The sequence below is a fragment of the Rhodococcus sp. p52 genome (genome assembly GCF_000763325.2).
GTDB classification, from domain to species: Bacteria; Actinomycetota; Actinomycetes; order Mycobacteriales; family Mycobacteriaceae; genus Rhodococcus; species Rhodococcus pyridinivorans.
This window is the reverse complement of sequence record NZ_CP016819.1, coordinates 1,483,318-1,506,554: the sequence shown is the minus strand read 5'-3', so window position 1 is coordinate 1,506,554 and position 23,237 is coordinate 1,483,318. Positions and strand designations below refer to the sequence as shown.

General features: G+C 68.4%; 23 protein-coding genes. 14 read left to right on the top strand and 9 right to left on the bottom strand.

Annotated elements, in window-relative coordinates; translation table 11 throughout:
* Positions 1 to 22: 22 nt before the first annotated feature.
* Positions 23 to 511 (top strand): ribonuclease E activity regulator RraA, encoded by a 489-nt coding sequence (gene rraA, locus IM25_RS06935; RefSeq protein ID WP_065995898.1) that lies wholly within the window; start codon positions 23 to 25, stop codon positions 509 to 511.
* Positions 512 to 536: 25 nt separating this feature from the next.
* Here the strand turns inward: rraA and IM25_RS06930 are convergent, their stop codons facing one another.
* Positions 537 to 758, bottom strand: coding sequence for an RNA-binding S4 domain-containing protein (locus IM25_RS06930; protein WP_033097898.1), 222 nt, complete (start codon positions 756 to 758; stop codon positions 537 to 539).
* A gap of 28 nt (positions 759 to 786) precedes the next feature.
* On the opposite strand from IM25_RS06930, the gene IM25_RS06925 reads away from it, so the two are divergent.
* The 3 genes from IM25_RS06925 (at position 787) to IM25_RS06915 (ending at position 5,250) form a co-directional block, all read left to right on the top strand.
* Positions 787 to 2,142: a cryptochrome/photolyase family protein gene (locus tag IM25_RS06925; RefSeq protein WP_033097882.1), complete on the top strand. Its 1,356-nt coding sequence runs from the start codon at positions 787 to 789 to the stop codon at positions 2,140 to 2,142.
* Between the two features lie 283 nt (positions 2,143 to 2,425).
* Positions 2,426 to 3,790: a TIGR01777 family oxidoreductase gene (locus IM25_RS06920; protein ID WP_033097883.1), complete on the top strand. Its 1,365-nt coding sequence runs from the start codon at positions 2,426 to 2,428 to the stop codon at positions 3,788 to 3,790.
* Positions 3,787 to 5,250, top strand: coding sequence for an SDR family oxidoreductase (locus IM25_RS06915; RefSeq protein WP_065995897.1), 1,464 nt, complete (start codon positions 3,787 to 3,789; stop codon positions 5,248 to 5,250). Before IM25_RS06920 ends, IM25_RS06915 begins: the two co-directional genes overlap by 4 nt.
* A 48-nt stretch (positions 5,251 to 5,298) precedes the next feature.
* On the opposite strand, the gene IM25_RS06910 is transcribed toward IM25_RS06915, so the two are convergent.
* The 4 genes from IM25_RS06910 to IM25_RS06895 form a co-directional block, all read right to left on the bottom strand.
* Positions 5,299 to 6,345, bottom strand: a complete 1,047-nt coding sequence (locus tag IM25_RS06910) for an IS3 family transposase (protein ID WP_033098889.1) — start codon at positions 6,343 to 6,345, stop codon at positions 5,299 to 5,301.
* Positions 6,318 to 6,773, bottom strand: a complete 456-nt coding sequence (locus IM25_RS06905; RefSeq protein ID WP_065995896.1) for a hypothetical protein — start codon at positions 6,771 to 6,773, stop codon at positions 6,318 to 6,320. Before IM25_RS06905 ends, IM25_RS06910 begins: the two co-directional genes overlap by 28 nt.
* Positions 6,774 to 6,944: 171 nt before the next feature.
* A complete protein-coding gene (locus IM25_RS06900) occupies positions 6,945 to 7,535 on the bottom strand; it encodes a lipocalin family protein (RefSeq protein ID WP_033098126.1) in 591 nt (196 codons plus the stop codon).
* A 30-nt stretch (positions 7,536 to 7,565) separates the two neighbouring features.
* Complete coding sequence (locus IM25_RS06895; RefSeq protein WP_033098125.1) at positions 7,566 to 8,240, bottom strand: fasciclin domain-containing protein; 675 nt, start codon at positions 8,238 to 8,240, stop codon at positions 7,566 to 7,568.
* Between the two features lie 171 nt (positions 8,241 to 8,411).
* On the opposite strand from IM25_RS06895, the gene IM25_RS06890 reads away from it, so the two are divergent.
* The 4 genes from IM25_RS06890 (at position 8,412) to IM25_RS06875 (ending at position 11,121) form a co-directional block, all read left to right on the top strand.
* The gene (locus IM25_RS06890; protein ID WP_033098139.1) at positions 8,412 to 9,047 is read left to right on the top strand and encodes an alpha/beta hydrolase family protein; all 636 of its coding nucleotides are present in this window, start codon (positions 8,412 to 8,414) and stop codon (positions 9,045 to 9,047) included.
* A complete protein-coding gene (locus tag IM25_RS06885; protein ID WP_033098124.1) occupies positions 9,037 to 9,660 on the top strand; it encodes a DUF1365 family protein in 624 nt (207 codons plus the stop codon). The genes IM25_RS06890 and IM25_RS06885 overlap by 11 nt, the downstream gene beginning before the upstream one ends.
* A 77-nt stretch (positions 9,661 to 9,737) precedes the next feature.
* A complete protein-coding gene (locus IM25_RS06880; protein ID WP_024102602.1) occupies positions 9,738 to 10,310 on the top strand; it encodes a sigma-70 family RNA polymerase sigma factor in 573 nt (190 codons plus the stop codon).
* The gene (locus IM25_RS06875; protein ID WP_065995895.1) at positions 10,303 to 11,121 is read left to right on the top strand and encodes an anti-sigma factor; all 819 of its coding nucleotides are present in this window, start codon (positions 10,303 to 10,305) and stop codon (positions 11,119 to 11,121) included. Before IM25_RS06880 ends, IM25_RS06875 begins: the two co-directional genes overlap by 8 nt.
* A gap of 22 nt (positions 11,122 to 11,143) precedes the next feature.
* Here IM25_RS06875 and IM25_RS06870 read toward each other — a convergent pair whose 3' ends face one another.
* On the bottom strand, positions 11,144 to 11,920 hold the full coding sequence (locus IM25_RS06870; RefSeq protein ID WP_019290411.1) for a putative protein N(5)-glutamine methyltransferase: 777 nt from the start codon (positions 11,918 to 11,920) through the stop codon (positions 11,144 to 11,146).
* 292 nt (positions 11,921 to 12,212) lie between these two features.
* On the opposite strand from IM25_RS06870, the gene IM25_RS06860 reads away from it, so the two are divergent.
* The 3 genes from IM25_RS06860 to IM25_RS06850 all read left to right on the top strand — a co-directional run bounded on the left by IM25_RS06860 (position 12,213) and on the right by IM25_RS06850 (position 18,434).
* The gene (locus IM25_RS06860; RefSeq protein ID WP_198162541.1) at positions 12,213 to 14,327 is read left to right on the top strand and encodes an MMPL family transporter; all 2,115 of its coding nucleotides are present in this window, start codon (positions 12,213 to 12,215) and stop codon (positions 14,325 to 14,327) included.
* 130 nt (positions 14,328 to 14,457) lie between these two features.
* Entirely contained in the window at positions 14,458 to 17,790 is a 3,333-nt protein-coding gene (gene lysX, locus IM25_RS06855) for a bifunctional lysylphosphatidylglycerol synthetase/lysine--tRNA ligase LysX (protein ID WP_442971912.1), read from the top strand.
* Between the two features lie 44 nt (positions 17,791 to 17,834).
* Positions 17,835 to 18,434 carry a histidine phosphatase family protein gene (locus IM25_RS06850; RefSeq protein ID WP_065995894.1) on the top strand — a complete coding sequence of 200 codons (600 nt, stop codon included), beginning with the start codon at positions 17,835 to 17,837 and terminating at the stop codon, positions 18,432 to 18,434.
* A 56-nt stretch (positions 18,435 to 18,490) separates the two neighbouring features.
* On the opposite strand, the gene IM25_RS06845 is transcribed toward IM25_RS06850, so the two are convergent.
* The gene (locus IM25_RS06845; protein WP_033098119.1) at positions 18,491 to 18,973 is read right to left on the bottom strand and encodes a nuclear transport factor 2 family protein; all 483 of its coding nucleotides are present in this window, start codon (positions 18,971 to 18,973) and stop codon (positions 18,491 to 18,493) included.
* Positions 18,974 to 19,152: 179 nt separating this feature from the next.
* On the opposite strand from IM25_RS06845, the gene IM25_RS06840 reads away from it, so the two are divergent.
* Positions 19,153 to 19,794 (top strand): MSMEG_1061 family FMN-dependent PPOX-type flavoprotein, encoded by a 642-nt coding sequence (locus tag IM25_RS06840; RefSeq protein ID WP_006553337.1) that lies wholly within the window; start codon positions 19,153 to 19,155, stop codon positions 19,792 to 19,794.
* Between the two features lie 36 nt (positions 19,795 to 19,830).
* Entirely contained in the window at positions 19,831 to 20,742 is a 912-nt protein-coding gene (locus IM25_RS06835; RefSeq protein ID WP_033098118.1) for an SDR family NAD(P)-dependent oxidoreductase, read from the top strand.
* Between the two features lie 3 nt (positions 20,743 to 20,745).
* Here the strand turns inward: IM25_RS06835 and IM25_RS06830 are convergent, their stop codons facing one another.
* Both IM25_RS06830 and IM25_RS06825 read right to left on the bottom strand, forming a co-directional pair.
* Positions 20,746 to 21,588 (bottom strand): cutinase family protein, encoded by an 843-nt coding sequence (locus IM25_RS06830; protein ID WP_084294976.1) that lies wholly within the window; start codon positions 21,586 to 21,588, stop codon positions 20,746 to 20,748.
* Positions 21,589 to 21,788: 200 nt separating this feature from the next.
* Complete coding sequence (locus tag IM25_RS06825) at positions 21,789 to 22,559, bottom strand: hypothetical protein (protein ID WP_232333417.1); 771 nt, start codon at positions 22,557 to 22,559, stop codon at positions 21,789 to 21,791.
* A 189-nt stretch (positions 22,560 to 22,748) separates the two neighbouring features.
* On the opposite strand from IM25_RS06825, the gene IM25_RS06820 reads away from it, so the two are divergent.
* Complete coding sequence (locus IM25_RS06820; protein WP_019290420.1) at positions 22,749 to 23,231, top strand: DoxX family protein; 483 nt, start codon at positions 22,749 to 22,751, stop codon at positions 23,229 to 23,231.
* Positions 23,232 to 23,237: the final 6 nt, after the last annotated feature.

Genomic DNA, 23,237 nt, shown 5'->3' with positions numbered 1-23,237 from the left:
CGTGTCCGCTTATCCTCGCACCATGAGTGACACCCCTGCCTTCACAGCCACAGCAGACCTCGCCGACGAGATCGGCCCGGACATCCGCAGCTGCGACACGCAGTTCATCCAGTTCGGCGGCCGCACCGAGTTCGTCGGCCCCATCACCACCATCCGCTGCTTCCAGGACAACCTGCTCGTCAAGCAGACCCTCTCCGAGCCGGGCAACGGCGGCGTGCTCGTCGTCGACGGCGGTGGCAGCATCCACACCGCGCTCGTCGGTGACATCATCGCCGGTCGCGGTGTCGACAACGGCTGGGCCGGGGGCATCGTCAACGGCGCGGTCCGCGACTCCGCCATCCTGCGCACACTCGACATCGGCATCAAGGCCCTCGGCACCAACCCGCGCAAGAGCACCCAGACCGGCTCCGGCGAGAAGAACGTGCCCGTCGAGATCGGCGGCGTGACGTTCAACCCGGGCGAGATCGTCTACAGCGACTCCGACGGCGTCGTCGTCCGCGCCGAGAACTGATCAGCCGAGCGCGCGGGTCGACCCGCTATTCGTGCGCGACCCGCGCGCTCGCCCCGGCGATCTCCACCACGTCGCCCACCTTCAGCTGACGGCCGCGACGCACCTCCACGTCACCGTTGACCGACACCAGGCCGTCGGCGATCACTTCCTTGGCCTCCGCACCCGACTCGATGAGGCTTGCGAGCTTGAGGAACTGACCGAGCCGGATCGACTCGTCACGGATCGGTACATCGAATGCGTCGGACATGGCACCCATTGTCCCCGACACTGGATCCATGGCCCGCCCCAGCATCATCTGGTTCCGTCGTGATCTCCGACTGAACGATCTGCCCACCCTGCTCTCGGCGACCGAGGCCGCCGACGACGTCCTCGCCCTGTTCGTCCTCGACGACGCACTGCTCCGCCCGTCCGGGGCCCGCCGGCGCGACTTCCTCATGGGATGCCTGCGAGCCCTCGACCGGGATCTCGGCGGGCGCCTGCTCGTCGTCGAGGGAGACCCGGTGACCCTGGTGCCGCAGGTCGCCGCCGAGTTCGATGCGACCGCGGTCCACATCAGCTCGGATCACGGGCCCTACGGCACGCGACGTGACCGGGCGGTCGCCGAAGCGCTCGGCGACGTCCCGCTGGTGGCCACCGGCTCGCCGTATGCCGTCACGCCGGGCCGCGTGACGAAACCCGACGGCACTGTATACAAGGTGTTCTCGGCCTTCCGCCGCGCCTGGAACGACCACGGATGGCACACACCCGCGGCGACCGGACCGGACACCGCCGACTGGGTCGACCCGAGCGGCTGCTCCGCACGCGTGCCGATTCCCGAGGCGGGCTACGAACCCGCACCTCCCCCCGGAGAGGCGGCCGCGCTGGTGCGGTGGCGCGAATTCCTCGACGACGGTCTCGAGCGGTACGCCACCGACCGCGACCGGCCGGCCTTCGACGGCACGAGCGGCCTGTCGCCCTATCTGAAATTCGGCTGTATCCATCCGCGGACCCTGCTGCACGACATGAGGAACCGGTCCGACGACGGGGCCGTCACCTTCCGCAGCGAACTGGCGTGGCGCGACTTCTACGCCGACGTCCTGTTCCAGCGGCCCGAGACCGCCCGGACCAACTACAACAGCGACTTCGACGCCATCACCTACGATTCCGGACCCGACGCCGACGCCCTGTTCGCGGCATGGTGCGAGGGCCGGACGGGATTCCCGATCGTGGACGCCGGGATGCGGCAGCTTCTCGCCGAGGGCGTCATGCACAATCGGGTGCGGATGATCGTCGCGTCGTTCCTGACGAAGGATCTGCACCTGCCGTGGTGGCGCGGGGCACGACATTTCATGAAGCATCTGGTGGACGGCGATCTGGCGTCCAACCAACACAATTGGCAGTGGACGGCAGGTAGCGGCACCGACGCCGCTCCCTACTTCCGGGTGTTCAATCCGACCCGGCAGGGCGAGAAGTTCGATCCGAGGGGTGAATACGTGCGCAGGTGGGTACCCGAACTGCGGAGCATCGACGGCGCTCGTGTGCACAGCCTGCCCGACGGCCCTCCGGACGGATATCCGGAACCGGTCGTCGATCACGCACACGAACGTCGCGTCGCTCTGGACAGATACGAGCGGATTCGCTCACCCCGATGAAAAAGACGGCGAAACGACCCATCCGGTCGTGGCGGTGCTCCGAACAACTTCCGGACGGACAACGTGTTCGCCGTACACCCAACGAAAGGACACCGCAGTGCGCGCTCTCGTCGAAGCAGCTTTCATGGCCATCCACAACCCGCTCGTCGACGCATACACCTTCCTGATCAGCGTCCTTCCTGCTTGAGTGGATACGGCGCCGGAGTCCGCTCCGGCGCCGTGACCACTGGGCGCCCCGGCGCCGTCACCACCGGGTGAGCACTCTGCGAACGGGAGGTAGGGCATGGGCATCGAATTCTCGAGCGCCGTCGACGCACCGCGTGACGAAGTGTTCGACTGGCACTCCCGTCCCGGCGCCATCCTCCGTCTGATCCCGCCCTGGCAACCGATGAGCGTCGTCGCCGAGGCCGACTCCCTCGAATCCGGCACGGCCGTCCTCGGTCTCCCCGGCGGACTACGCTGGATCTCCCGGCACAGACCCGAGGATTACGATCCACCAGCGCGTTTCGTCGACGAACTCTCCCACGACGGTCTGTTGTCGCGCCCCGCCACCGTCATCGGCTCCTGGCGCCACGAACACCGCTTCGACGTCGTCGACGAATTCCGCACCCGCGTCACCGATCGCGTCGACACGCCGGTACCGGGCCGTTTCCTCACCCAGACCTTCCGTTACCGGCATCGCCAGCTCGCCGACGATCTCGCGAGCCACCGCTGGTCGCACGCGCAGGGCATCCGGCCCGGGACGGTCGCGGTGACGGGATCGAGCGGACTCGTGGGTACCGCCCTGACGGCATTTCTGTCCACGGGTGGCTACCAGGTCGTCCGCCTGGTGCGCCGGAAACCGCAGCGCCCCGACGAACGACGCTGGGACCCGCAGGATCCGGCGCCCGACCTGCTCGAAGGCGTCGACGCCGTCGTCCACCTCGCGGGCGCGTCGATCGCGGGACGGTTCACCGACTCCCACAAGGCCGCGATCCGCGACAGCCGCATCGAACCGACACGCCGACTCGCCGAACTCGCCGCGACGACACCCAACGGTCCTGCGACCTTCGTCTCCGCGTCCGCGATCGGCTTCTACGGTTACGACCGAGGAGACACACCGCTCGACGAGAAAGCGTCACGTGGAACGGGTTTCCTCGCCGACGTCGTCGCCGACTGGGAGGCCGCGGCACATCCCGCGGAGAAGAAGGGCATGCGGGTCGTGCACGTGCGCACCGGCATCGTCCAGACACCTCGCGGCGGAACGCTCCAGTTGATGCGGCCGCTGTTCGCGAGTGGTCTCGGAGGCCGGCTCGGCGACGGTCGGCAGTGGTTCTCCTGGATCGACATCGACGACCTCCTCGAGGTCTATCACCGCGCCCTCACCGACCCGGGCCTGGCCGGGCCGGTGAACGCCGTTGCACCGCAACCGGTGCGCAACGAGGAGTACACCCGAGTACTGGCGTCGGTGCTGCACCGTCCCGCACTGCTGCCCGTCCCCGGTTTCGGCCCACGGTTGCTGCTCGGCGACGAGGGTGCACGCGAGGTCGCCCAGGCCGATCAGTTCGTCGTCCCGAAGGCGCTGATCGACGTCGGGCACCGGTTCCGGCGTCCCGATCTCGAAGCGTCGCTGCGCCATCAACTCGGCCACATCCTGGAGGAGCCGTGAGCGGAAAGCGAGTCCTGGTCACCGGAGCGACCGGTTACATCGGTGGCCGGCTCGCTCCACGCCTGCTCGAGGCGGGGTACCGGGTACGGGTGCTCGCGCGCAGCCCCGACAAACTGCGCGACGTGCCGTGGGCCGACGACGTCGAGATCGTCCGCGGCGACCTCGACGACGCCGAATCGCTGCACGAGGCGTGTCGCGACATCGACGTCGTGTACTACCTGGTGCATTCGATGGGCGGCCGCGACGAGTTCGTCGACGCGGAGAAGCGGGCCGCACAGAACGTCGCCGACGCGGCACGCGACACCGGAGTCTCCCGCATCGTGTACCTCGGTGGGCTGCACCCGGAGTCGGGTGATCTCTCACCGCACCTGTATTCGCGCGCCCAGGTCGGACGCATCCTGACGGATTCCGGTGTGCCGACGCTCGTGCTGCAGGCCGGGGTCGTGATCGGTTCGGGTTCGGCGTCGTTCGAGATGATCCGGCACCTGAGCAACCGGCTCCCCGTCATGACCACTCCGCGCTGGGTGAACAACCGGATCCAGCCCATCGCGGTGCGCGACGTCCTGCACTATCTGGTCGCCGCCGCCGATGCACCCCTCCCCCGCAGCGGCACCTACGACATCGGTGGGCCCGACGTCCTGCGGTACGGCGAGATGATGCAGCAGTACTCGGAGGTCGCCGGTCTGACGAAACGCCGGATCCTCGTCCTTCCCGTCCTCACCCCGAAGCTCGCCGGTCTGTGGATCGGCCTGGTCACGCCGATCCCTCCGCCTCTCGGACGTGCGCTCCTCGAATCGCTGTCGACCGACGCGGTGATGCGCAACCACGACATCGATTCGATCATCCCCCCACCGGAATCCGGTCTCACCGGTTATCGCGACGCCGTCCGGCTCGCCCTCGGCCGTATCGATCGGGGAGAGGTCGAGACGACGTGGACGAACGCGTCCCCGGTCGGTGCGCCCGCCGATCCGCTTCCCTCCGATCCGGACTGGGCGGGCGAGGTCGTCTTCACCGACGAACGGTCGCTCGAGTCGGATTCGTCCCAGGAGAAGGTATTCGCCGTCGTCGAGAGCATCGGCGGCGAGAACGGGTGGTACTCCTTCCCGTTGGCGTGGACCATCCGCGGCTGGCTCGACCGGTTCGTCGGCGGCGTCGGACTCCACCGGGGTCGCCGTGACCCGAAGACCCTGCACACCGGCGACGCCCTGGACTTCTGGCGCGTCGAACGGATCGAACGCCCGACGCTGCTCCGCCTGCGCGCGGAGATGCGGGCACCCGGCGGGGCATGGCTCGAATGGCGGGGCGAACCTCGGGAGTCGGGTCGGTCGCGCGTGCACCAGCGGGCGATCTTCTTCCCGCGCGGCGTCGCCGGACGTCTCTACTGGTACGCGCTGGTTCCCTTCCACGGCATCATCTTCCGCGGGATGCTTGAGAACATCGCGGGCACCGCCGGCCGCTAGAGCGATCCGCTACATCTTTCGCCATCCGCTGCGGCAATTCGGAAGTTGTCAACCTGTCTGAGACAGATGGGTGATGTTGATTCCGGTCGGTCGAGGTAGGGGTGGTGCCAGCGGCCGGCGCTGGAACCGCTGCGGGTGCCGGGCATGGATCCGGTCGAGTCGGTCCTGCCGACGGCGGTGTTCCTCGACGGCGGTGCCGAGGAACACCGACGCGGGGGTGTGCCGACCCAACCCACTGTGGCGGTGTTCGAGGGCGTACCGGGTCATGAATTCCTCGGTCCACCGCCGGGCATGGTCGATGCTGTCGAACCGTTGCGGACACGACAGGTCGTACTTGATGGTCTTGAACAACGACTCGGAAAACGGATTGTCGTCACTGACCCGCGGCCGCGAGTACGAGGGCAGCACCTGCTGCTCGTCGAGCGCATCGAGCAGTGCGCCCGAGCGCATCGAGGCCCCGTTGTCGGCGTGCAGCACCGTCGGTGCCCCGAACGCGGTGAACGCTTCGGTGAACATTTCCACCGCCGCGGCGGCGGTCTCGGCGTACTCGATGCGCCAGGCCACCGGGAACCGCGAATACACATCGATCACCAGATACAGCAGATACCGGTCCTGGGTGCGTGGCCCCTTGAGCGCAGTGATGTCCCACGACCACAATGTGCCCACCGCCGGAGCCGGAACGACCGGTTTGCGGCGGCTGATCCCCGATCCCGGGCCGCCGCTGCGGCTGCGGCGTCGGTCCCCGACCAGGTTCTGCGAGTGCGCCACTCGATAGAAACTCGACTGGGAACACTCCACCAGCCCCTCATCGAAGGACCGCCAATACAGTTGGCACACAGACAGATGGGTGTTCCCCTCGGCGAGGATCACCTCGACGATGGTGTCCTTCTCGGCCGGTGACAACGCGGCCGGTTGGTGCCGGTCCCGCTGCCGGATCGGATCGGACACCGGCCGATAGTGCCGATACCCGCGCACCTCCCGGTAGTAGCGGGCCCGGGGGATCCCCAGCAATGCGCAGCCACGCACGATCGGCACGCCGGCGGCGGCCAACGCGGTGACGGTGTCGGTCAGGACAGTCCTCGGCGTTCGAGCCATTGCGCGTACTCGCGGGCACTCATCAACGACGGCGGGATCTGCGGGTCCTCGTCGGTCGAACTCTTGGTGATCCCTTGCAAGAGCTCGAATGCTTTTCCCAGGATTTCCACGGCGGCGTCGCCCTGGGTGACCTTCTCGCGGAGGCGTTCGTTCTCTTTGCGGAGTTTGGCCAGCTCCGCACGGTCTCGACTGTCCACTCGGTCCCTCGACTTGTCTGCTGCGGTCACCATCGACGCTTCCAAGTCTCCCGAATCCCGGGCGTGGATCCAACGTGTGATGGTGGCGTAGTCGAGGTTGGTCTCGCGCAGTAGACGGGTCTTGGCACCGACTTCGATGCATTGGTCCCACTGTCGCAGGAACTCGATCTTGTAGGCGATGGAGAACGCGCGTTTGCCGGTGCGGGTCCGCCCAACAGGGATGTCGATCATGGGTGTGTTCCGATCCCCGCGCTGATTGCCAGGTGTCTCACGAACATCCTGACAACCAGCGAATTGCTGTAGCAGATGGCGAATTCGCGAGCGGATCTACCGAGACGACGAATCGGGGGTGGTGTGCGGATCTTCCTCTGGATCCGCACACCACCCCGATCGTCCCGAGAGTTACACGGTGCAGAGCGGTTTGATGTCCTGCAGTCCCTCGGTGGTGGGCGAGGTGAGCATCAGGCACGAGTTGTACCCGCTCGCCTCGACGACGTTCCGGATCTCGCGCCACGCGTCGTCGCTCACGACGGGCGAACGCGACAGTACGAATCCGGAGATGCGCGTCGGGTCACCGACGAATGCCCACGAGTAATCGTCCGCGAGATACGTGACGATGTAGTTGCTCGGTCCGTCGAGCGAATCCTGGAACGGCACCCCCGGGAACGACACGTGCAGTGCAGCAGTGTCGTTCACACGAGCGTTCCCGATGATCCCGCGACGATCACCGGTGAACGTGGTGCACGAGTTCTCCACGCGCACGTTGCGTTCGTCGAGCAGCGTGTAGAACGCCGTCGTGTCGCGAGCGCAGTCGATGTTGTAGGGAGCCGGATTGGCGGCGAGCTGATACCACTGCCCCACATATCGGTTCACGTCGAGCTCGGGAACCGGGGTGAGCGGGGCTGCGGCGGCGGGCGTGGCGAACAGGAGCGCGCCTGCGGCGGCGATGAACGCCGCCGCAAGCCCCCGAACGCCGTGTCGGGACCTACGCATGTCTTCTACCTTTCCGTCGTCCGGTATCGGTTACTGCTGGGGCATGAGAACGCCGTCGATCAGGTACACGGTGGCGTTCTCGGTCTCGATGCCACCGCAGATGACGTTGGCGTCGTTGACGGTCCACATCTCACCCTCGCCGGCGACCTCGACGGTGCCGCCCTGGACGGTGGTCTGCGTGCCGGCGATGTCGGCGGTGGTCAGCTCACCGGGAACCACGTGGTAGGTGAGGATGTCGGTGAGCAGAGCCGAATCCGTCTGCAGCGTCTGGACGGTCTCCGGCGGCAGGGCGGCGAACGCGTCGTCGACCGGTGCGAAGACGGTGAACTCGCCACCGTTGAGTGTCTCGACCAGGTTGACGTCGGGGTTGAGCTGGCCGGATACGGCCTGCGTGAGAGTGGTCAGGATCGGCACGTTTCCGGCGGCCTCGGCGACAGGCTGGTTCGCGAGTTCCTCGACGGACGACGGGCCGGTCGGGTTCGCGGCGACATAGTCGGCACAACCCGGGCCGACGGGGCCGGCAGCGGGAGCAGCGGTTCCCGTTGCAGCAGTGGTGGTTTCCTCGACGATGGTCTCCTCGACGGTTTCCTCCATCGTGGTCTCGTCCGTGTCGCTCCCCGAATCGTCGGAGCATGCCGCGACACCCAGCAGGGACATCGCACCGATTCCGACGGCGGCCAGGCTCTTGCGCGCAGTGATGTTCATGATCGTGGTTCCCTTCGTATGCCGTGGCCGGAAAGCAGCCACGTCGACCAGGTGTGTCACTGAGCATTCGATCCCCGGGGCGGTGCGGATGGGTCGGATCGAAAGAATTTTTTTCGGATCGGTATCCGGTGTTCGACCCATCCGGATCGCGGTCGGCTCCGAATGCAGGTCATGGACAACGTCGAGGATCTCCGACCGGCTCACGTACTCGTGTTGCCCGGTGGGCGTCCGGTCGGCACCACACCGCCACGTCCGTGGCATCCGTCGCAGCTGCGCATGCGTCTGTTCACCGATGCACTGCGCCTGAGGCTGAGCAAGTACGACATCGCGGTCGACCTCGTCGACTACCGGTACTGCGGGTGGAACGACGATCACATGAGCCCGGTCCGCGACGGTCTGCGGGCGATCGAGTCGGTGACCCGGCGTCGTGGGGACGTCCGGTTCGGTCTGGTCGGGCACGCGATGGGTGCGCGGGCGATCGCGCATCTCGCGGCCCAGCACGGAGTCGAGTCGCTCGTCGCCCTGGCTCCGTGGTGGCCGGCCGACGACGCCGACCTGATCCCTGCGGGCCGGCACCTGCTGGTCGCGCACGGTACGGAGGACACCAGGACCGATCCACGGATGGCGCAGAGCCAGACGATGGCGGCGGGAGACCGGGGCGTGAACACGCGCTGGCGGCCCCTGCCCGGAGCCGGACATTTCCTCCTCACCGACCCGCGCTGGTGGGCCGACACCACGGCCGATTTCCTCACGTGCACACTGGCGGGGAAACCGACCACGTGCCCCGGAGACGACCATGCATCCTGACCTTCCCCGCGCAGTCGCGATGATCGGCGACGACGTCGAGTTCCGGGGTGGCCGGGAAGCGGTCGCGCCGGCGATCTACCGGACCTTCGTCCGCCACGCGCAGGGCTCGGCCGAGTGCCCCTCGCTCGAGTACCGCGGCTTCAGCTGGGTCATGGACGTCGACGAGACGACGCCCTCGTCCTGGTGGCTGCGCACGCTGATGCGGTTCGAGCCGTGGGACCACTTCGTCGCGAGTGATTCCGACACCTTCCGCGGCCGGGTCGAGGACCAGCTCGTGGCCGACGGGGTGCGGGTTGCGGGCGGGCGGATCACGGCGCTGCTGAACATCCGGCGTCTCGGTCTCGGATCGGATCCGCTGAACCTGTTCTGGTGCCACGATCCGAGTGGTTCCCTGGCCTGTGTGGTCGCGGAGATCCATTCGCGCCGGAACGGACGGCACTGCTACACGCTGCGCTCGGACGAGATCGACATCATCACCCGGGCGGGCGACATGTTCGCGGTTTCGGTCGCCCTGCGGCGGCCCGGCGTCCCGGTGTTCACCGCGACCGTCAGCGGCGAACGGCTGCCCGTCGATCTCACGACGGTTCTCCGTGCTCGGATGTGGATGGGGTGACGCTCGTGGGCGACACGGTTGCCTTGAGTGGAGGGAATGTCCCGGCTAGGCTTTCCCCCGATGAGCGGACTGAGCCGATGACCGGCGTCGGAGGCCATACCGATACCCTCGGCGAACTGCTCGGGCGGGTGGCCCGGCAAGACCCTACGGCGTTCGCCGAACTGTACGACGCGACGCGTTCCCGAGTCTTCGGCATGGTGCTGCGGGTCCTGCGGGATCCCGGTTACAGCGAGGAGACCACCCAGGAGGTCTACCTCCAGGTATGGAGGTCGGCCGACAAGTACGACCCGCGTCAGGGTTCCGCTCTGTCGTGGATCATCACGCTCGCCCATCGGCGTGCCGTCGACCGGGTCCGCAGCGAACAGTCCGGAGCCGACCGCGAGTCGCAGTACGGTTCGACGAACGTCGACGCGGCCTTCGACTCGGTGAGCGAGGAGGTAGCGCAGCGCGACGATCGCCGCCGGGTGAACGAGTGTCTGGGTTCGCTCACCGAACTGCAGCGACGCTCGGTCGAGCTCGCCTACTACAGAGGCTTTACGTATACCGAAGTGGCAGAAGAACTTTCGTCCCCGTTGCCGACGGTCAAGTCGCGCATCCGGGACGGCCTGAAACGACTGAAGAATTGTCTGGGGGTGACTGTGGATGGCTGACGAGGCGAACGATTCCTCGCACGATCTGCTCGACATGGCACCCGTCTTCGCATTGGATGCCGTCACGCCCGACGAACGTCGAGAGCTTGCCGAGCGACTCGCGGAAGCAGACCCGGAGGCGGCCGAACGGTTCGGCGTCGAGGTCCGCGAGGTCCGCGAGACCCTCGCAGCGATGTCGGCCGGTACCGCGACCGAGCCGCCGCCCGAACTCCGGGTGCGACTTCTCGATCTGGTCCACGCCGAACTCACCGCGAAGACGCCCGCCGAGAAGACGCACACGGAACGACCCGGTGACCCGGAGGCGACCGAGGCACCTCGGGCGGAGGACGATCCCCCTCCCCCGCCCGTCTCCCTCGACGAGCGCCGCCAGGCCCGACGGCGGAACTTCCTGCTCGCCGCGGCAGCGGCCGTGATCGTCGCGATCGGCGGCGTCGTGGTGGCCGGTCAATGGCAGAACACGTCCGAGCCGGGCACGAGCGAGCGGGTCTTCGCCGCCGAGGACGTACGGACCTCGTCGGGCGAGCTCGACGGTGGCGGCACCGCGACCGTGGTGTTCTCCAAGGAGGAGGACGCCGGCGTGCTGGTGATGAACAACGTCGCCCCGCCGGCCGAGGGCAGCGTCTACCAGATGTGGCTGGGCGGGCCCGCGGGAATGGAGCCCGCAGGCACGATGACACCCGACGACGTCGCGCCGTCGACGACCGCGGTGCTCGAGGACATCTCGGGTGCCACCGCGCTCGCCTTCAGCGTGGAACCGACGGGCGGGTCGACCCAGCCGACCGCGCTCTTCGCTCAGCTGCCGCTCGACTGACATGTTCGCGGCAGCGAGCACGTCATCGGCGGGTGCCGATGACGACGGTCGCGTCGGCCTCCTCGAAACCCCGCGTGTCGGCGTCGAGTCCGGCACGGGTCATGAGGTCGCGCACGACGGGTGCCTGCGACGCGGCCGACTCGACGAGCAGCGACCCACCGTCGGTGAGCCACCGACCCGCGTCGGCGACGAGCCGACGGTGGACGTCCAGTCCGTCGGGTCCGCCGTCCAGTGCATGTCGCGGCTCGCTGCAGCGCGCCTCCCGCGGCATCGACGCGATCGCCCCCGACGGCACGTAGGGCGCGTTGGCGACGAGCACGTCGACGCGACCGCGCAGCGTGCCCGGCAGGGCGTCGAACAGATCGCCGACGAACACCCGGTGGGGCGGCAGGTTCAGGCGGGCACACGCGGTGGCGACGGGATCGATGTCGGCCGCGTAGACCTCGCAGGCCTCGACGGCGGTGGCGAGCGTGGCACCGACGGCACCGCACCCGCAGCACATGTCGACGATCACGGCGCCGGGCCGCGCGAGTTCGATCGCGCAGTCCACCAGGTACTCGGTGCGGCGACGGGAGACGAACACCCCCTCTCGCACCGCGATGCGCCTGCCGTGGAAGAAGACCTGTCCCAGTACGTGTTCGAGGGGTTCTCCGCCGGCCCGCCGCGCGATGAGCCGCTCCAGATCCGAGGGTGTGGGAGCGGCTTCGACGAGCAGCTGCGCCTCCTCCTCGGCAAACACGCACCCGGCCGCTCGCAGTGCGGAGACAACGTCGGCGTGGGTCCGGTGGGCGGAGACCATGCGGAACCCTACCGCGCGCTCATCCGGCGAATCTCTCCGTTTCCCGGGGCGGGGGCCGGCTCACACCCCGTGAAGGGGTGGAATCTCCCGATCATGGGTATTCCGCGGGCTGTCACGAGGAGCGCTGTGGGAACGAACGATCTCGAGCAGGAGCCTGCGCAGGGTCGCCGGGTCCGAGACCGCGACCGGAGAGTCGCCACCGGTCGCGTCGTCGCGCTCGAGTTCGATCACACGCCGGTAGGCGTCCACGCCCCCGGGTGGGTCGACATATCCGTTCACGCCAGGAGGAATCTTGAGCACTGCTACCGCGCCCCCACGTAGAACCGGCCGATGGCGGTGGCTGCTACCCGCCCTGTTGCTCATCGCGTGGCTCGTGGCCGCCGGTGGCGGCGGCCCGTTCGCAGGCAAGCTCAGCGAGGTCGCCTCCAACGACGCGAGCACCTTCCTCCCGGCATCGGCCGAATCCACCCGCGCGGACGAGCTGTACGCGCAGTTCAACGAGAGCGAGTTCATCCCCGCGATCGTCGTCGCCGAACGCGACGGTGGGATCACCGACGAGGACCTCGCCTTCCTCGCCACCGAATCGGCCGGACCGCCGCCGATCCCGTCCGAGGACGGCGCAGCGGCGCAGATGATCGTGCCGCTCGACGCCTCCGGGGAGGTCCAGGAGGCCGTCGAGGAACTCCGGACGGCCCTCGAAGGCGCACCGGACGGCCTGACCGTCTACGTCACCGGCCCCGCCGGGCAGGCCGCCGACCTGTCGTCGGCCTTCGGCGGCATCGACGGACTGCTCCTGCTCGTCGCGGGCGGTGTCGTCCTCGTCATCCTCGTGGTGGTCTACCGCAGCCCGATCCTGCCGTTCGTCGTCATCATCTCGGCGCTGTTCGCACTCGCCCTCGCGAGCCTGCTGATCTATGTGCTCGCCGACGCCGGAGCGATCGCGCTCAACGGCCAGAGCCAGGGCATCATGTTCATCCTCGTGTTCGGCGCCGCCACCGACTACGCGCTGCTGCTGGTCTCCCGGTACCGCGAGGAACTGCGACTGCAGCAGGACAAGTACGCCGCGATGCGCAGCGCGCTCCGCGGCTCGATCGAGCCGATCGCGGCGTCGGCCGGCACCGTCATCCTCGGTGTGCTGTGCCTACTGCTGTCGGACCTGAACTCCAACCGCGGTCTCGGCCCGGTGGCCGCCATCGGCATCGCGACGTCGTTCCTCGCGTCGCTCACCTTCCTGCCCGCAGTGCTCGTGCTGCTCGGCCGCGTCGCGTTCTGGCCCACCCGCCCGGTCTACGACCCGAACGCCGACGCCGACGACATGCAGAAGTCCCACAAGGTGTGGGGCCGGGTGGCCGACTTCGTCGGGTCGAAGCCGCGTCCCATCTGGATCGTGTGCAGCCTCGTGCTCGTCGCCTTCGCCCTGCTGGCACCGCAGTTCAAGGCGAGCGGTGTCGCGTCCTCGGATCTGTTCCTCCTGCAAACCGATTCGAAGTCCGGCCAGGAGGTGCTCGGTGAGCACTTCGACGCCGGCACCGGTTCGCCCAGCATCGTCGTCGCCCGCGAAGGCGCGCTCGAGGGTGTCGTCGGCGCCACCGAGGGCGTCGAGGGCGTGACGACCGTCCAGCCCGTCCCCGGCCCCGACGGCGCGCCGCGCGTGGTCGACGGACTGGTCGCGGTGCAGGCGACGCTCTCGGATCCCGCCGACTCCCTCGCCGCCGAGGAGACCGTCGAACGCATCCGCGAGGCGGTGCACGCCGTGCCCGGGTCCGAGGCACTCGTCGGCGGACCCACGGCCGTCGACCTCGACACGAAGGACACCGCGACCCGCGACCGCACCGTCATCATCCCGGTTGTGACGCTCGTGGTGCTGCTGGTGCTCATCGCGTTGCTGCGGGCGGTCGTCGCACCGATCCTGCTGATGCTCACCGTGATCGTCTCGTTCGCGGCGACCCTCGGTATCTCGTCGCTCGTGTTCAACCACCTGTTCGGTTTCCCGGGCGCCGACCCGGTGGTGCCTCTGTTCGGGTTCGTCTTCCTCGTGGCGCTGGGTATCGACTACAACATCTTCCTCATGACCCGCGTCCGCGAGGAGACGAAGAAGGTCGGCACCCGTGCGGGCACCCTGCGGGCGCTGACCGTCACCGGTGGTGTCATCACGTCCGCCGGCGTGGTGCTCGCGGCCACGTTCTCGGCGCTGGCGGTGATCCCACTGCTGTTCCTGGCTCAGCTGGCGTTCATCGTCGCCTTCGGTGTCCTGCTCGACGCGCTGCTCGTGCGGTCGCTGGTGGTGCCGGCCCTGACGATCGACATCGGCAAGAAGATCTGGTGGCCGAGCAAGCTGGCGCGGGCCGAACCGTCCGAGCCGGACGCCACCGAGGACGTCGCGACCGCGGGAGCGCCGCGCTCATGAGCGCGCTGAGCGCGCAGTGCTACTGACAGGCGCATGAGCGGATGAGAGCGGCCGCGGGACCGGGCATGTGATCCGGTCCCGCGGCCGTTCGTCCCACGGCTGCCGCGTTTGCCCGTTACCGTTCTATCCCATGTCTGCGGATTCCGCCGCTCCTGTCGAGCGCCCGCGTCCGGTGGAGGACGCCCGACCGCCCTCCCGGCCGTCGCTGAACGACCGTGTCGGTGGACGTCTGTCCGCCGTACCGCACATCTTCGGCCTGATCCTGGGCATCTACGCGGTCGTGGTCGCATTGTGGTCGATCTCCCCGACCCTGCGTTACTGGATCCACGCCCCGCGCGAATATCTCGACGAGTACTACTTCGACGCCCCCGACACGAGCCTGTCGTTCGCGCTCGTCCTCGGCCTGCTCGCCGGTGCGATCGCCGGCCGAAAACGCATCGCGTGGTGGATCCTGACGATCTACCTCGGCGGATTCTCCATCACCAATCTCGTGATGAGTATCGTCGAGCGCGACCCGAACCACCTCGTCGCGTTGGTCGTCCATCTGCTGATCGTCGCGCTCCTGCTGCTGTCCTATCCCGAGTTCTACACGCGCGTGCGGCGCGGAAACGCCTGGGCCGCACTCGGTGTGCTCGTGGGTGGTCTGGTCGTCGCGACGCTCATCGGCTGGGGCCTGGTGGAACTGTTCCCTGGCACCCTGCCCGCTACCGACCGGTTCCTGTGGGCGCTCAACCGCGTCACCGCGCTGACGTTCATCGACAACGACCAGTTCGGTGGCCGCCCGAACGGGCTGGTCAACACGATCCTCGGCCTCCTCGGCGCCCTCGCCGTGCTCGCGGCGGTCGTGGTGCTGTTCCGTTCACAGCGAGCGAGCAACGCGCTCACCGGCAGTGACGAATCGGCCATCCGCGGTCTGCTCGCCCAGAGCGACGATTCGCTCGGCTACTTCGCGACCCGCCGCGATAAGGCCGTGGTGTTCGCCCCCAGCGGCAAGGCCGCGGTGACCTACCGCGTCGAACTCGGCGTGTGCCTCGCGAGCGGTGATCCGATCGGCAACCCCGAAGCGTGGCCGCACGCCATCGACGAATGGCTCGACCTCGCCCGCGCCTATGGGTGGACACCCGCGGTGATGGGGGCGAGCGAGGACGGTGCGACGGCCTACCACCGTGCGGGTCTGAACGCGCTGCAGCTCGGCGACGAGGCCGTCCTGCTCACCCGCGACTTCAGTCTCGCCGGACGCGACATGCGACCGGTGCGGCAGGCCGTCAACCGCGCCCGCAAACACGGTGTGACCGCGCGGATCATGCGTCACCGCGAACTGTCACCCATCGAGCTGTCGGCGGCGATCCAGCGCGCCGAGGCCTGGCGCGACACCGAAAACGAGCGCGGTTTCTCGATGGCCCTCGGCCGGCTCGGCGACCCGCTCGACGGCGACTGCCTGCTCGTCGAAGCGGTCGCGGACGGCAAGGTCGTCGCGATGCTCTCGCTCGTGCCCTGGGGATCGGACGGCGTGTCACTCGACCTCATGCGCCGCGACCCGCAGGCCCCCAACGGCGTCGTCGAACTCATGGTCTCCGAGCTCGCCTCACGCGGTGCCGAATTCGACGTCGAGCGGATCTCGTTGAACTTCGCGGTCTTCCGGTCGGTCTTCGAGGAGGGCGCGCGGATCGGTGCCGGCCCGATCCTGCGGTTGTGGCGGTCGATCCTGCTGTTCTTCTCACGGTGGTGGCAGCTCGAGGCGTTGTACCGGTCCAACGTCAAGTACCACCCCGAATGGGTGCCCCGCTTCCTGTGTTTCCGCGACAACCGGCTCATCCCGCGCGTCGCGCTCGCGTCGGCGATCGCCGAGGGCTTCCTCACCCTCCCCACCTTCGGTCGTCGGAACACCCAGCAGCACACGGGAACACACTCGGCGTTCCCCGAGGACCAGGTGGCCGCGGCAGAACTGCACGACGACGGCAGCGCACCCGACGTCGAGCTTGCCGACGGCACGCCCGCCGTCTCGCACGGACGTCGCCGCCCCGAACAGGTCCAGGTGCGGATGAACACCCTGCAGCGGATCGTCGAGCACGGTGTCGATCCCTATCCGGTCGCGCATCCCCCGACCCACACGGCCGCCGAGGCCCGGGCCGCGAAGTCCGGCACCCCGGTGACCGTGGCGGGACGCCTGCTGCGCATCCGCAACTTCGGCGGTGTGCTGTTCGCGGTGCTGCGCGACTGGTCGGGCGACATCCAGATCCTCATCGACCGGCAACGGGTTGCCGGACAACGCTTCCTGTTCGACCTCGGTGACCTCGTCGAGGTGTCGGGCGAGGTGGGACGCAGCCGCACCGGCGAGATCTCGGTGCTCGCCGACTCGTGGCGCATCGACGGCAAGTGCCTGCATCCGCTGCCCGACAAGTACCACGGCCTCGTCGACCCGGAAGCCCGCGTGCGGCAACGCTATCTGCATCTCGCGATCGACCGCGGGGCACGCGACCACCTCGCGGCACGCAGCGCGGTGGTGCGGTCGCTACGCGACGAACTGCAGGCGCGCGGCTATCTCGAGGTGGAGACCCCCATCCTGCAGTCGGTGCACGGCGGCGCGAACGCCGCACCGTTCATCACGCACATCAACGCCTACGACGCCGATCTGTACCTGCGGATCGCCCCCGAGCTGTATCTGAAGCGGTTGTGCGTCGCGGGCATGGCGAAGGTCTTCGAGATCGGCCGGGTGTTCCGCAACGAGGGTGCGGATTTCAAGCACAACCCGGAGTTCACGATCCTCGAGGCATACGAGGCGCACAGCGACTACGAGAAGATGCGGGTGGTCGCACGCGAGTTGATCCAGGCAGCGGCCCGCGCGGCACACGGACGCGAGATCATCCTGCGGCCCGGACCCGACGGTATCCCGGTCGAGATCGACATCTCCGGCGAGTGGCCCGTCAAGACCTTCCACGACGCGATCTCCGAGGCGCTCGGGACATTCGTCGATGCGCAGACCCCCGTCGACGTCCTGCGACGCCTGTGCGACGAACACGAGATCCCCTACAACCCGGCCTGGGACGCCGGAGCCACCGCGCAGGAGATGTACGAGCACCTCGTCGAATCGAAGACGGAGTTCCCCACCTTCTACACCGACTTCCCGACCTCGGTGTCGCCGTTGACCCGGCCGCACCCCCGCAAGCCGGGTGTCGCGGCGAAGTGGGACCTGGTGGCCTGGGGTGTCGAGCTGGGGACCGCCTACAGCGAGCTCACCGATCCGCTCGACCAGCGTGCTCGCCTCACGGAGCAGTCGCTGCTCGCCGCGGGCGGTGACGAGGAGGCGATGGAACTCGACGAGGAGTTCCTCGAAGCACTCGAATACGCGATGCCTCCCACCGGCGGCCTCGGTATGGGTGTCGACCGGATCGTGATGCTCGTACTCGGAGGGAGCATCCGCGAGTCGCTGGCGTTCCCGTTCACGAAGCCGCGGCGCTCCTGACGGGTGGTTTCACGTGAAACCGCTCCACCTGGCATCGTGAGGTCGTGCAGCTACTCCTGATCCGTCACGCCGAGCCGAACAACGCCCGCGCCGAGACCGGGGGCGCCGACCCGCCGCTCACGGAGGCCGGTCGTCTCCAGGCGTCGCGGTTGCCGGACGCGCTGTCCCCCTACAACATCCCCCGCCTGTTCTCGAGCCCGCAGTTGCGGGCCCTGCAGACGGCCGAGCCGGTCGCGGAACGACGCGGGCTCGACGTGGAGAAGATGGAGGACATCGCCGAGTACGACTACGGCCACGACCACTACTTCACGATCGACGCCGCGAAGGACGTCGCACCGGCCGCCTACAAGCGCATCCTGGCAGGTCACCTGCCCGATTTCGTGGACGGGGACGCCTTCCGCACGCGGGTGCTGCGAGGGATCGACCAGGTGGTGGACACGTGCGACCACGCCGAGACCGTGGCGCTGTTCGCCCACGGTGGGGTCGTGAACATCGTGCTGCAGCACCTGCTCGAGCTGCCCCGGCCGCTGATGTTCCCCATCGAGTACGCGTCGGTGACGCGCATCCTCGTCTCACGCAGCGGCGCGCGCCGCGTCGCGTCGATCAACGAGACCGGGCACGTACGCGACACCCTGCGCGTCTGAGCGCCCCGGGAGTCGGCCGCGGGTGAGCCCCCAGCGCCCACCCGCGAGTCGTGGGTTCAGCGCCGTGCGCTCGCGAGGAGGTCGCGGGCGGCGGTGCTGCCGTCGAGCAACCGCGACGTGCGGCGCACGATCTTCCAGCTGCCGTCGATCCGGGCGAGTTCGAAACGATTGGCGCTCACCCGCCACACCCGGAACGAATCCGAATCGGCGTTGCGGCGCAGCAGCAGGGAGTGGCAGGTCGCGACGGCGGTGTCGCCGCCGACCCGGATGTGCACCGGGTCGAGCAGATGACCGCAGCCCTCCTCGATGTAGTCCTGGTGCGGTCGGGTGCGCACCATCTTCATGATGGCGTCGCGACCCTCCATCAGGCGGATGTCGACGTCGTAGACGGCGTCCTCGGCCCACAGTTCCCCCACCGCCTCGGCGTCACCGGCGTCGACGGCCGGGCCGTAGGCCGTGAGGACCTCGTGGATCGCAGCCTTGTCCTCGAGGAGCTGTACGCGTTCGAGGAGGGAGGCCAGCAGGGCGGAGTCGGTCATCTCGATCCTTCCGGGCGGGGGCGTCGCCACCCGTTCTACCGGGGTCCGGAGTCCTGCCTCCCGGGTCGTCCCGGTGACCGGAAGCAATCGACTGTGCAGCCCCTGACCAGGGCATGACACGGACGCCGACATGATCTTCCCGTGCAGGATTGATACGGTCACCGCCGGAGGTGCACCGGATGGATGCGGACAGGATCGACGAACTCGTACAGGGCGGGATACGGACACAGGACGAACTCGAGGCCGTCCTGGGCATTCCGCACCCGGCGATCGTCGACAAGGCGCGACCACACCTGACGCCGCTCATCAGGCATTTCCTGTCGCTGGCGCGGTTCTTCACGATCGCCACCGCCGACGCCGTCGGCAACTGCGACTGCTCGCCGCGCGGCGACATCGAGTCGGCGGTGCTCGTCCTCGACGACCACACGATCGCGCTGCCCGACCGGCCCGGCAATCGCCGCGCCGACTCGTACCGGAACATCCTCGAGAACCCTCACGTCGGGCTGCTGTTCTTCGTCCCCGGCGACGAGGAGGTGCTGCGGATCAACGGCCGCGCCACGCTGTCGACCGACCCCGACCTGCTCGGGAAGCTGTCGCTGCAGAACAAGCCGGCGCAGCTTGCTGTGATCGTGCAGATCGACGAGGTCTTCCTGCACTGCGCGCGGGCGTTGCTCCGCGCCAAGTTGTGGGATCCGTCGACCTATCCCGACCGTGCGGCGGTCCCCTCGATGCGCGACATGCACGCCGAACTCCACTCGATCGAGATCCCGGCCGACGCCGAGCCGGGCAAACGCGAGCTCTACCGCGAGTTCCTGTACTGACCGGACCACACGCGGCGAGTGCGTCACGATGGTGGGGTGACCTCTCGGATCGCCCAGATACGCCGCTGGCGCGCCGGCGCTGCACTACGCAGCCGCCTGCGCGACCTGACCGGCGCCCTCGTCGTCGTCACCGGTGGTGGTAGCGGGATCGGCCGGGCCTCGGCGATCGCCTTCGCCGCCGAAGGTGCCATCGTCGTCGTGGCAGACAAGGATCTCGACAGCGCCCGCGAGACGGTGGCGCTCGTGAACGTCCCGGCTCCCGGTGCCGGAGGTTCCGAGGCCGTCTTCGGCGGCGCCGCTCACGCCTACGAACTCGACGTCTCCGACGAACAGCAGGTCCGGAAGTTCGCGCAGACCGTTCGCGAGCGGCACGGCGTCGCCGACGTGCTCGTCAACAACGCGGGCATCGGTGTCATCGGTGCCTTCGCCGACACTCCGCAGAGCGTCTTCCAGAACGTGATGGACGTGAACTTCTGGGGAGTGGTCTACGGCTGCCGCGCCTTCACGGAGCAGATGATCGAGGCCGGCACGGGCGGGCAGATCGTCAACGTCTCGTCGGCCGCGGCGTACATGCCGCAACGCAACCTCGCCGCCTACACGACGAGCAAGGCCGGGGTGTTCATGCTGTCGGAGTGCCTGCGCGCCGAACTGCTCGAACACGGGATCGGCGTGACCGTCGTGTGTCCCGACCTGGTGGACACCAACCTCACCCGGGCGACGGAGTACGTCGCGCCGAACAAGGAACTACGAGCAGCACGACGCACCCGCACCCTCGCGATGTACCGGCGCCTGCACATCGCGCCGGAGAAGGTGGCCAAGGCGATCGTCGGGGCGGTCCGTCACAACAAGCCTGTGGTGACGGTCGCCCCGGGCGCGAAGGTCCGCAAGTGGCTGATGCGCTTCGCGCCCCGTGTCATGCGTGTGGGCGCACGATTCGACATCGATTGATGGTCAGGCCTTCGAGGCGATCCAGTCGTGCAGCCACCGCGTGGCCGTCGTTCCGCGACCGTCGACCACGTAGTTCGAGTAGTCCTGGTGGATCTGCGACTCGTAGAAGGTTCGGATCTTCTGCTCGCGCAGCTCGTTCGCCTCGGGCGTGAGCTGTAGCTGCAGCATCGGGATGCCCCCGGCGGTCATGATGTCGTCGTAGAGCGCCGTCGCCTCGTCGCGGTAGTTCTCGAGTTGCTCGAACGGGCTGCCCGCCGAGATCGCGAGGAAGCCGGCCAGTCGCGTGACGAAGTCCTCCGGCGGCGTCGAGCAGTAGAGGTCGCCCACCGCGCAGATGGTGCGCACGTTGGGCGTTACGAATCCGAAGCCTCCCGCGCGGGCACCTCCCGCACCGGTGCCGGCGACGGGCGGACCGACGAACGGGTCGAGTTCGGAGCGGCGCGGATCGGACAGCAGACCCACCGCGACGAGGCGGTGCGGACCGATCACTCCCAGCCCGGTGCCGATCTCGGCGGCGAGATCGCCTGCGGCATCGGCACCCTGGCTGTAGCCGACGAGGGCGAAGTTCGTGAGGGGGCACCGCTCGGCGGTGGCCGCGATGATGCCGCGCGCGTTGTCGACGGCGCGATTGCGGGAGGCCGCGTACACGTCGCCCTCCCACGGAAAGGCCGTGGCGGGATACGCGACGTAGTCGACGCGGGCCCCGGCGGGAAGATTGGACGTGACCTGGGCGAGCATGCCGTTCCCACGGCCGGGGTCGGGGGTGTTCGAGGTCTCCCATGTTCCAGGCACAGCGACCACGTTCAGGGTCGGACATCCGGGCGGATTGGCTTTCGCCGCAGGCATTGCGGCGAATACTGCTGCACATGCCGCCACTGCGGCCACCGTTGCCGCCCACACTCTTCTCATAGCCATGTCCCCGCCCCGCTACTGTCCTGGTGCCGCGTCCCTCCCCGGCAGTATCGAGTAGAAGGATGACATATTCGTGAACCGGATGTGATGTATCCGAGTCCGGAACGTTGTCGGGAAACGACGGGGCCGGCGGATCAGCCGCGGACGACGGTCACCTGTCCCCCACCGATGTTCGTCACGAAGACGTTGCCCGTCCCGTAGTCGACCGCCGTTCCCGGAACCGGCCGCTCGACGACGCTCCCTTCGGCGGTCGAGGCGGGGTCCGCGACGACGATGTCGGGCCCGAAAAGGTTTGTCACATAAATGTTTCCGCTGAACGGATCGGTGACCACCGCGCCCGGCGGAGGCGGTGGCGGGGCCGGGAGCTCCGCCGGCGCGACGGCACGGTCGACGACCGTGACACCGCCCGTACCGACATTCGTGACGAAGACGCCGTCGGTTCCCGCGTCGAGGATCAGCTCCGGCATCCCGGGGAGCGGAGCCTGTGCAGGCCCCGCAACGGGCTCGGGCGTGACCTCCGTCCGGTGCACCGTGACCGCACCGGTACCGACATTGGTGACGGCGACGTTGCCGAGCCCGCCGTCGACCCGCATCTCCACGAGCGCGGTGGACACCTCGGTGCGTCCCGGGACACGCCCCTCGGGATGCGTGACGGTCACGGCGCCGGGACCCACGTTGGTGATGCATGCGTTGCCGACGCCGCCCTGGAGTCCGAGCAGGCGCGGACCGTCGAATCCGAAAACCGGTGGGACGGGCTCGGCGCCGTCGATCGTCACGAGCCCGCCACCGTTGCGGATGCACGCGTCCGCAGGGTCCGCGGTCGCGGCCGGAGCCGCCGCGACGGCAGCCACGACGGCACCCGCACCCATCACGACCGTCGCCAGTGCCCGTCTCGTAGCCGTCATGCGCAGAACCATAACGGGTGCGACGCCCGGCGACACGGAAATATCACAAGCGCAGCGCGTCCGGTGGTCCCTGTTGAGCGGATTTCTGTGGATCCACCCCCGGAAAGCAGGGGCAGCTCCACCGAAACCCGAGGAACGATGACCAAGCACCCCGCATGTAAGGGTAGGCATGCTTTACTTCCGCACGTGATGAACTCAGTGCGCCATTGGCCGGACCGTTTCGGCGATCACGCCGTCGCCGCCTTCCGCATCGCCGTCGGTTTCCTGTTCCTCTGCCACGGCACCACGAGCCTGTGGGCGTGGCCGGCGGAACCCTACGGCGGAACCACCGCACAACTCGGCGCATGGCCCGGCTGGTGGGGTGCGATCATCCAGGTCGTGTGCGGCACCGCCCTGATCGTCGGTCTCGGTACCCGGCTCGCGGCCTTCCTCGGCTCCGGATCGATGGCGTACGCCTACTTCTGGGGTCACCAGGCCGACGGCGCACTGCCCATCCAGAACGACGGTGAATCCGCCGCGCTGTTCTGCTGGGCGATGTTCGTCCTGATCTTCCTCGGCTCCGGATCGTGGGCCGTGGATCGCCTCCTCGCGCGGCGGCGCGAGGAGGCCACACCCGAACCGGCGCCGGCCACCGCAACCGACACCGATCCCGCGTCGCTCGTCGACGCCTGACCCCAC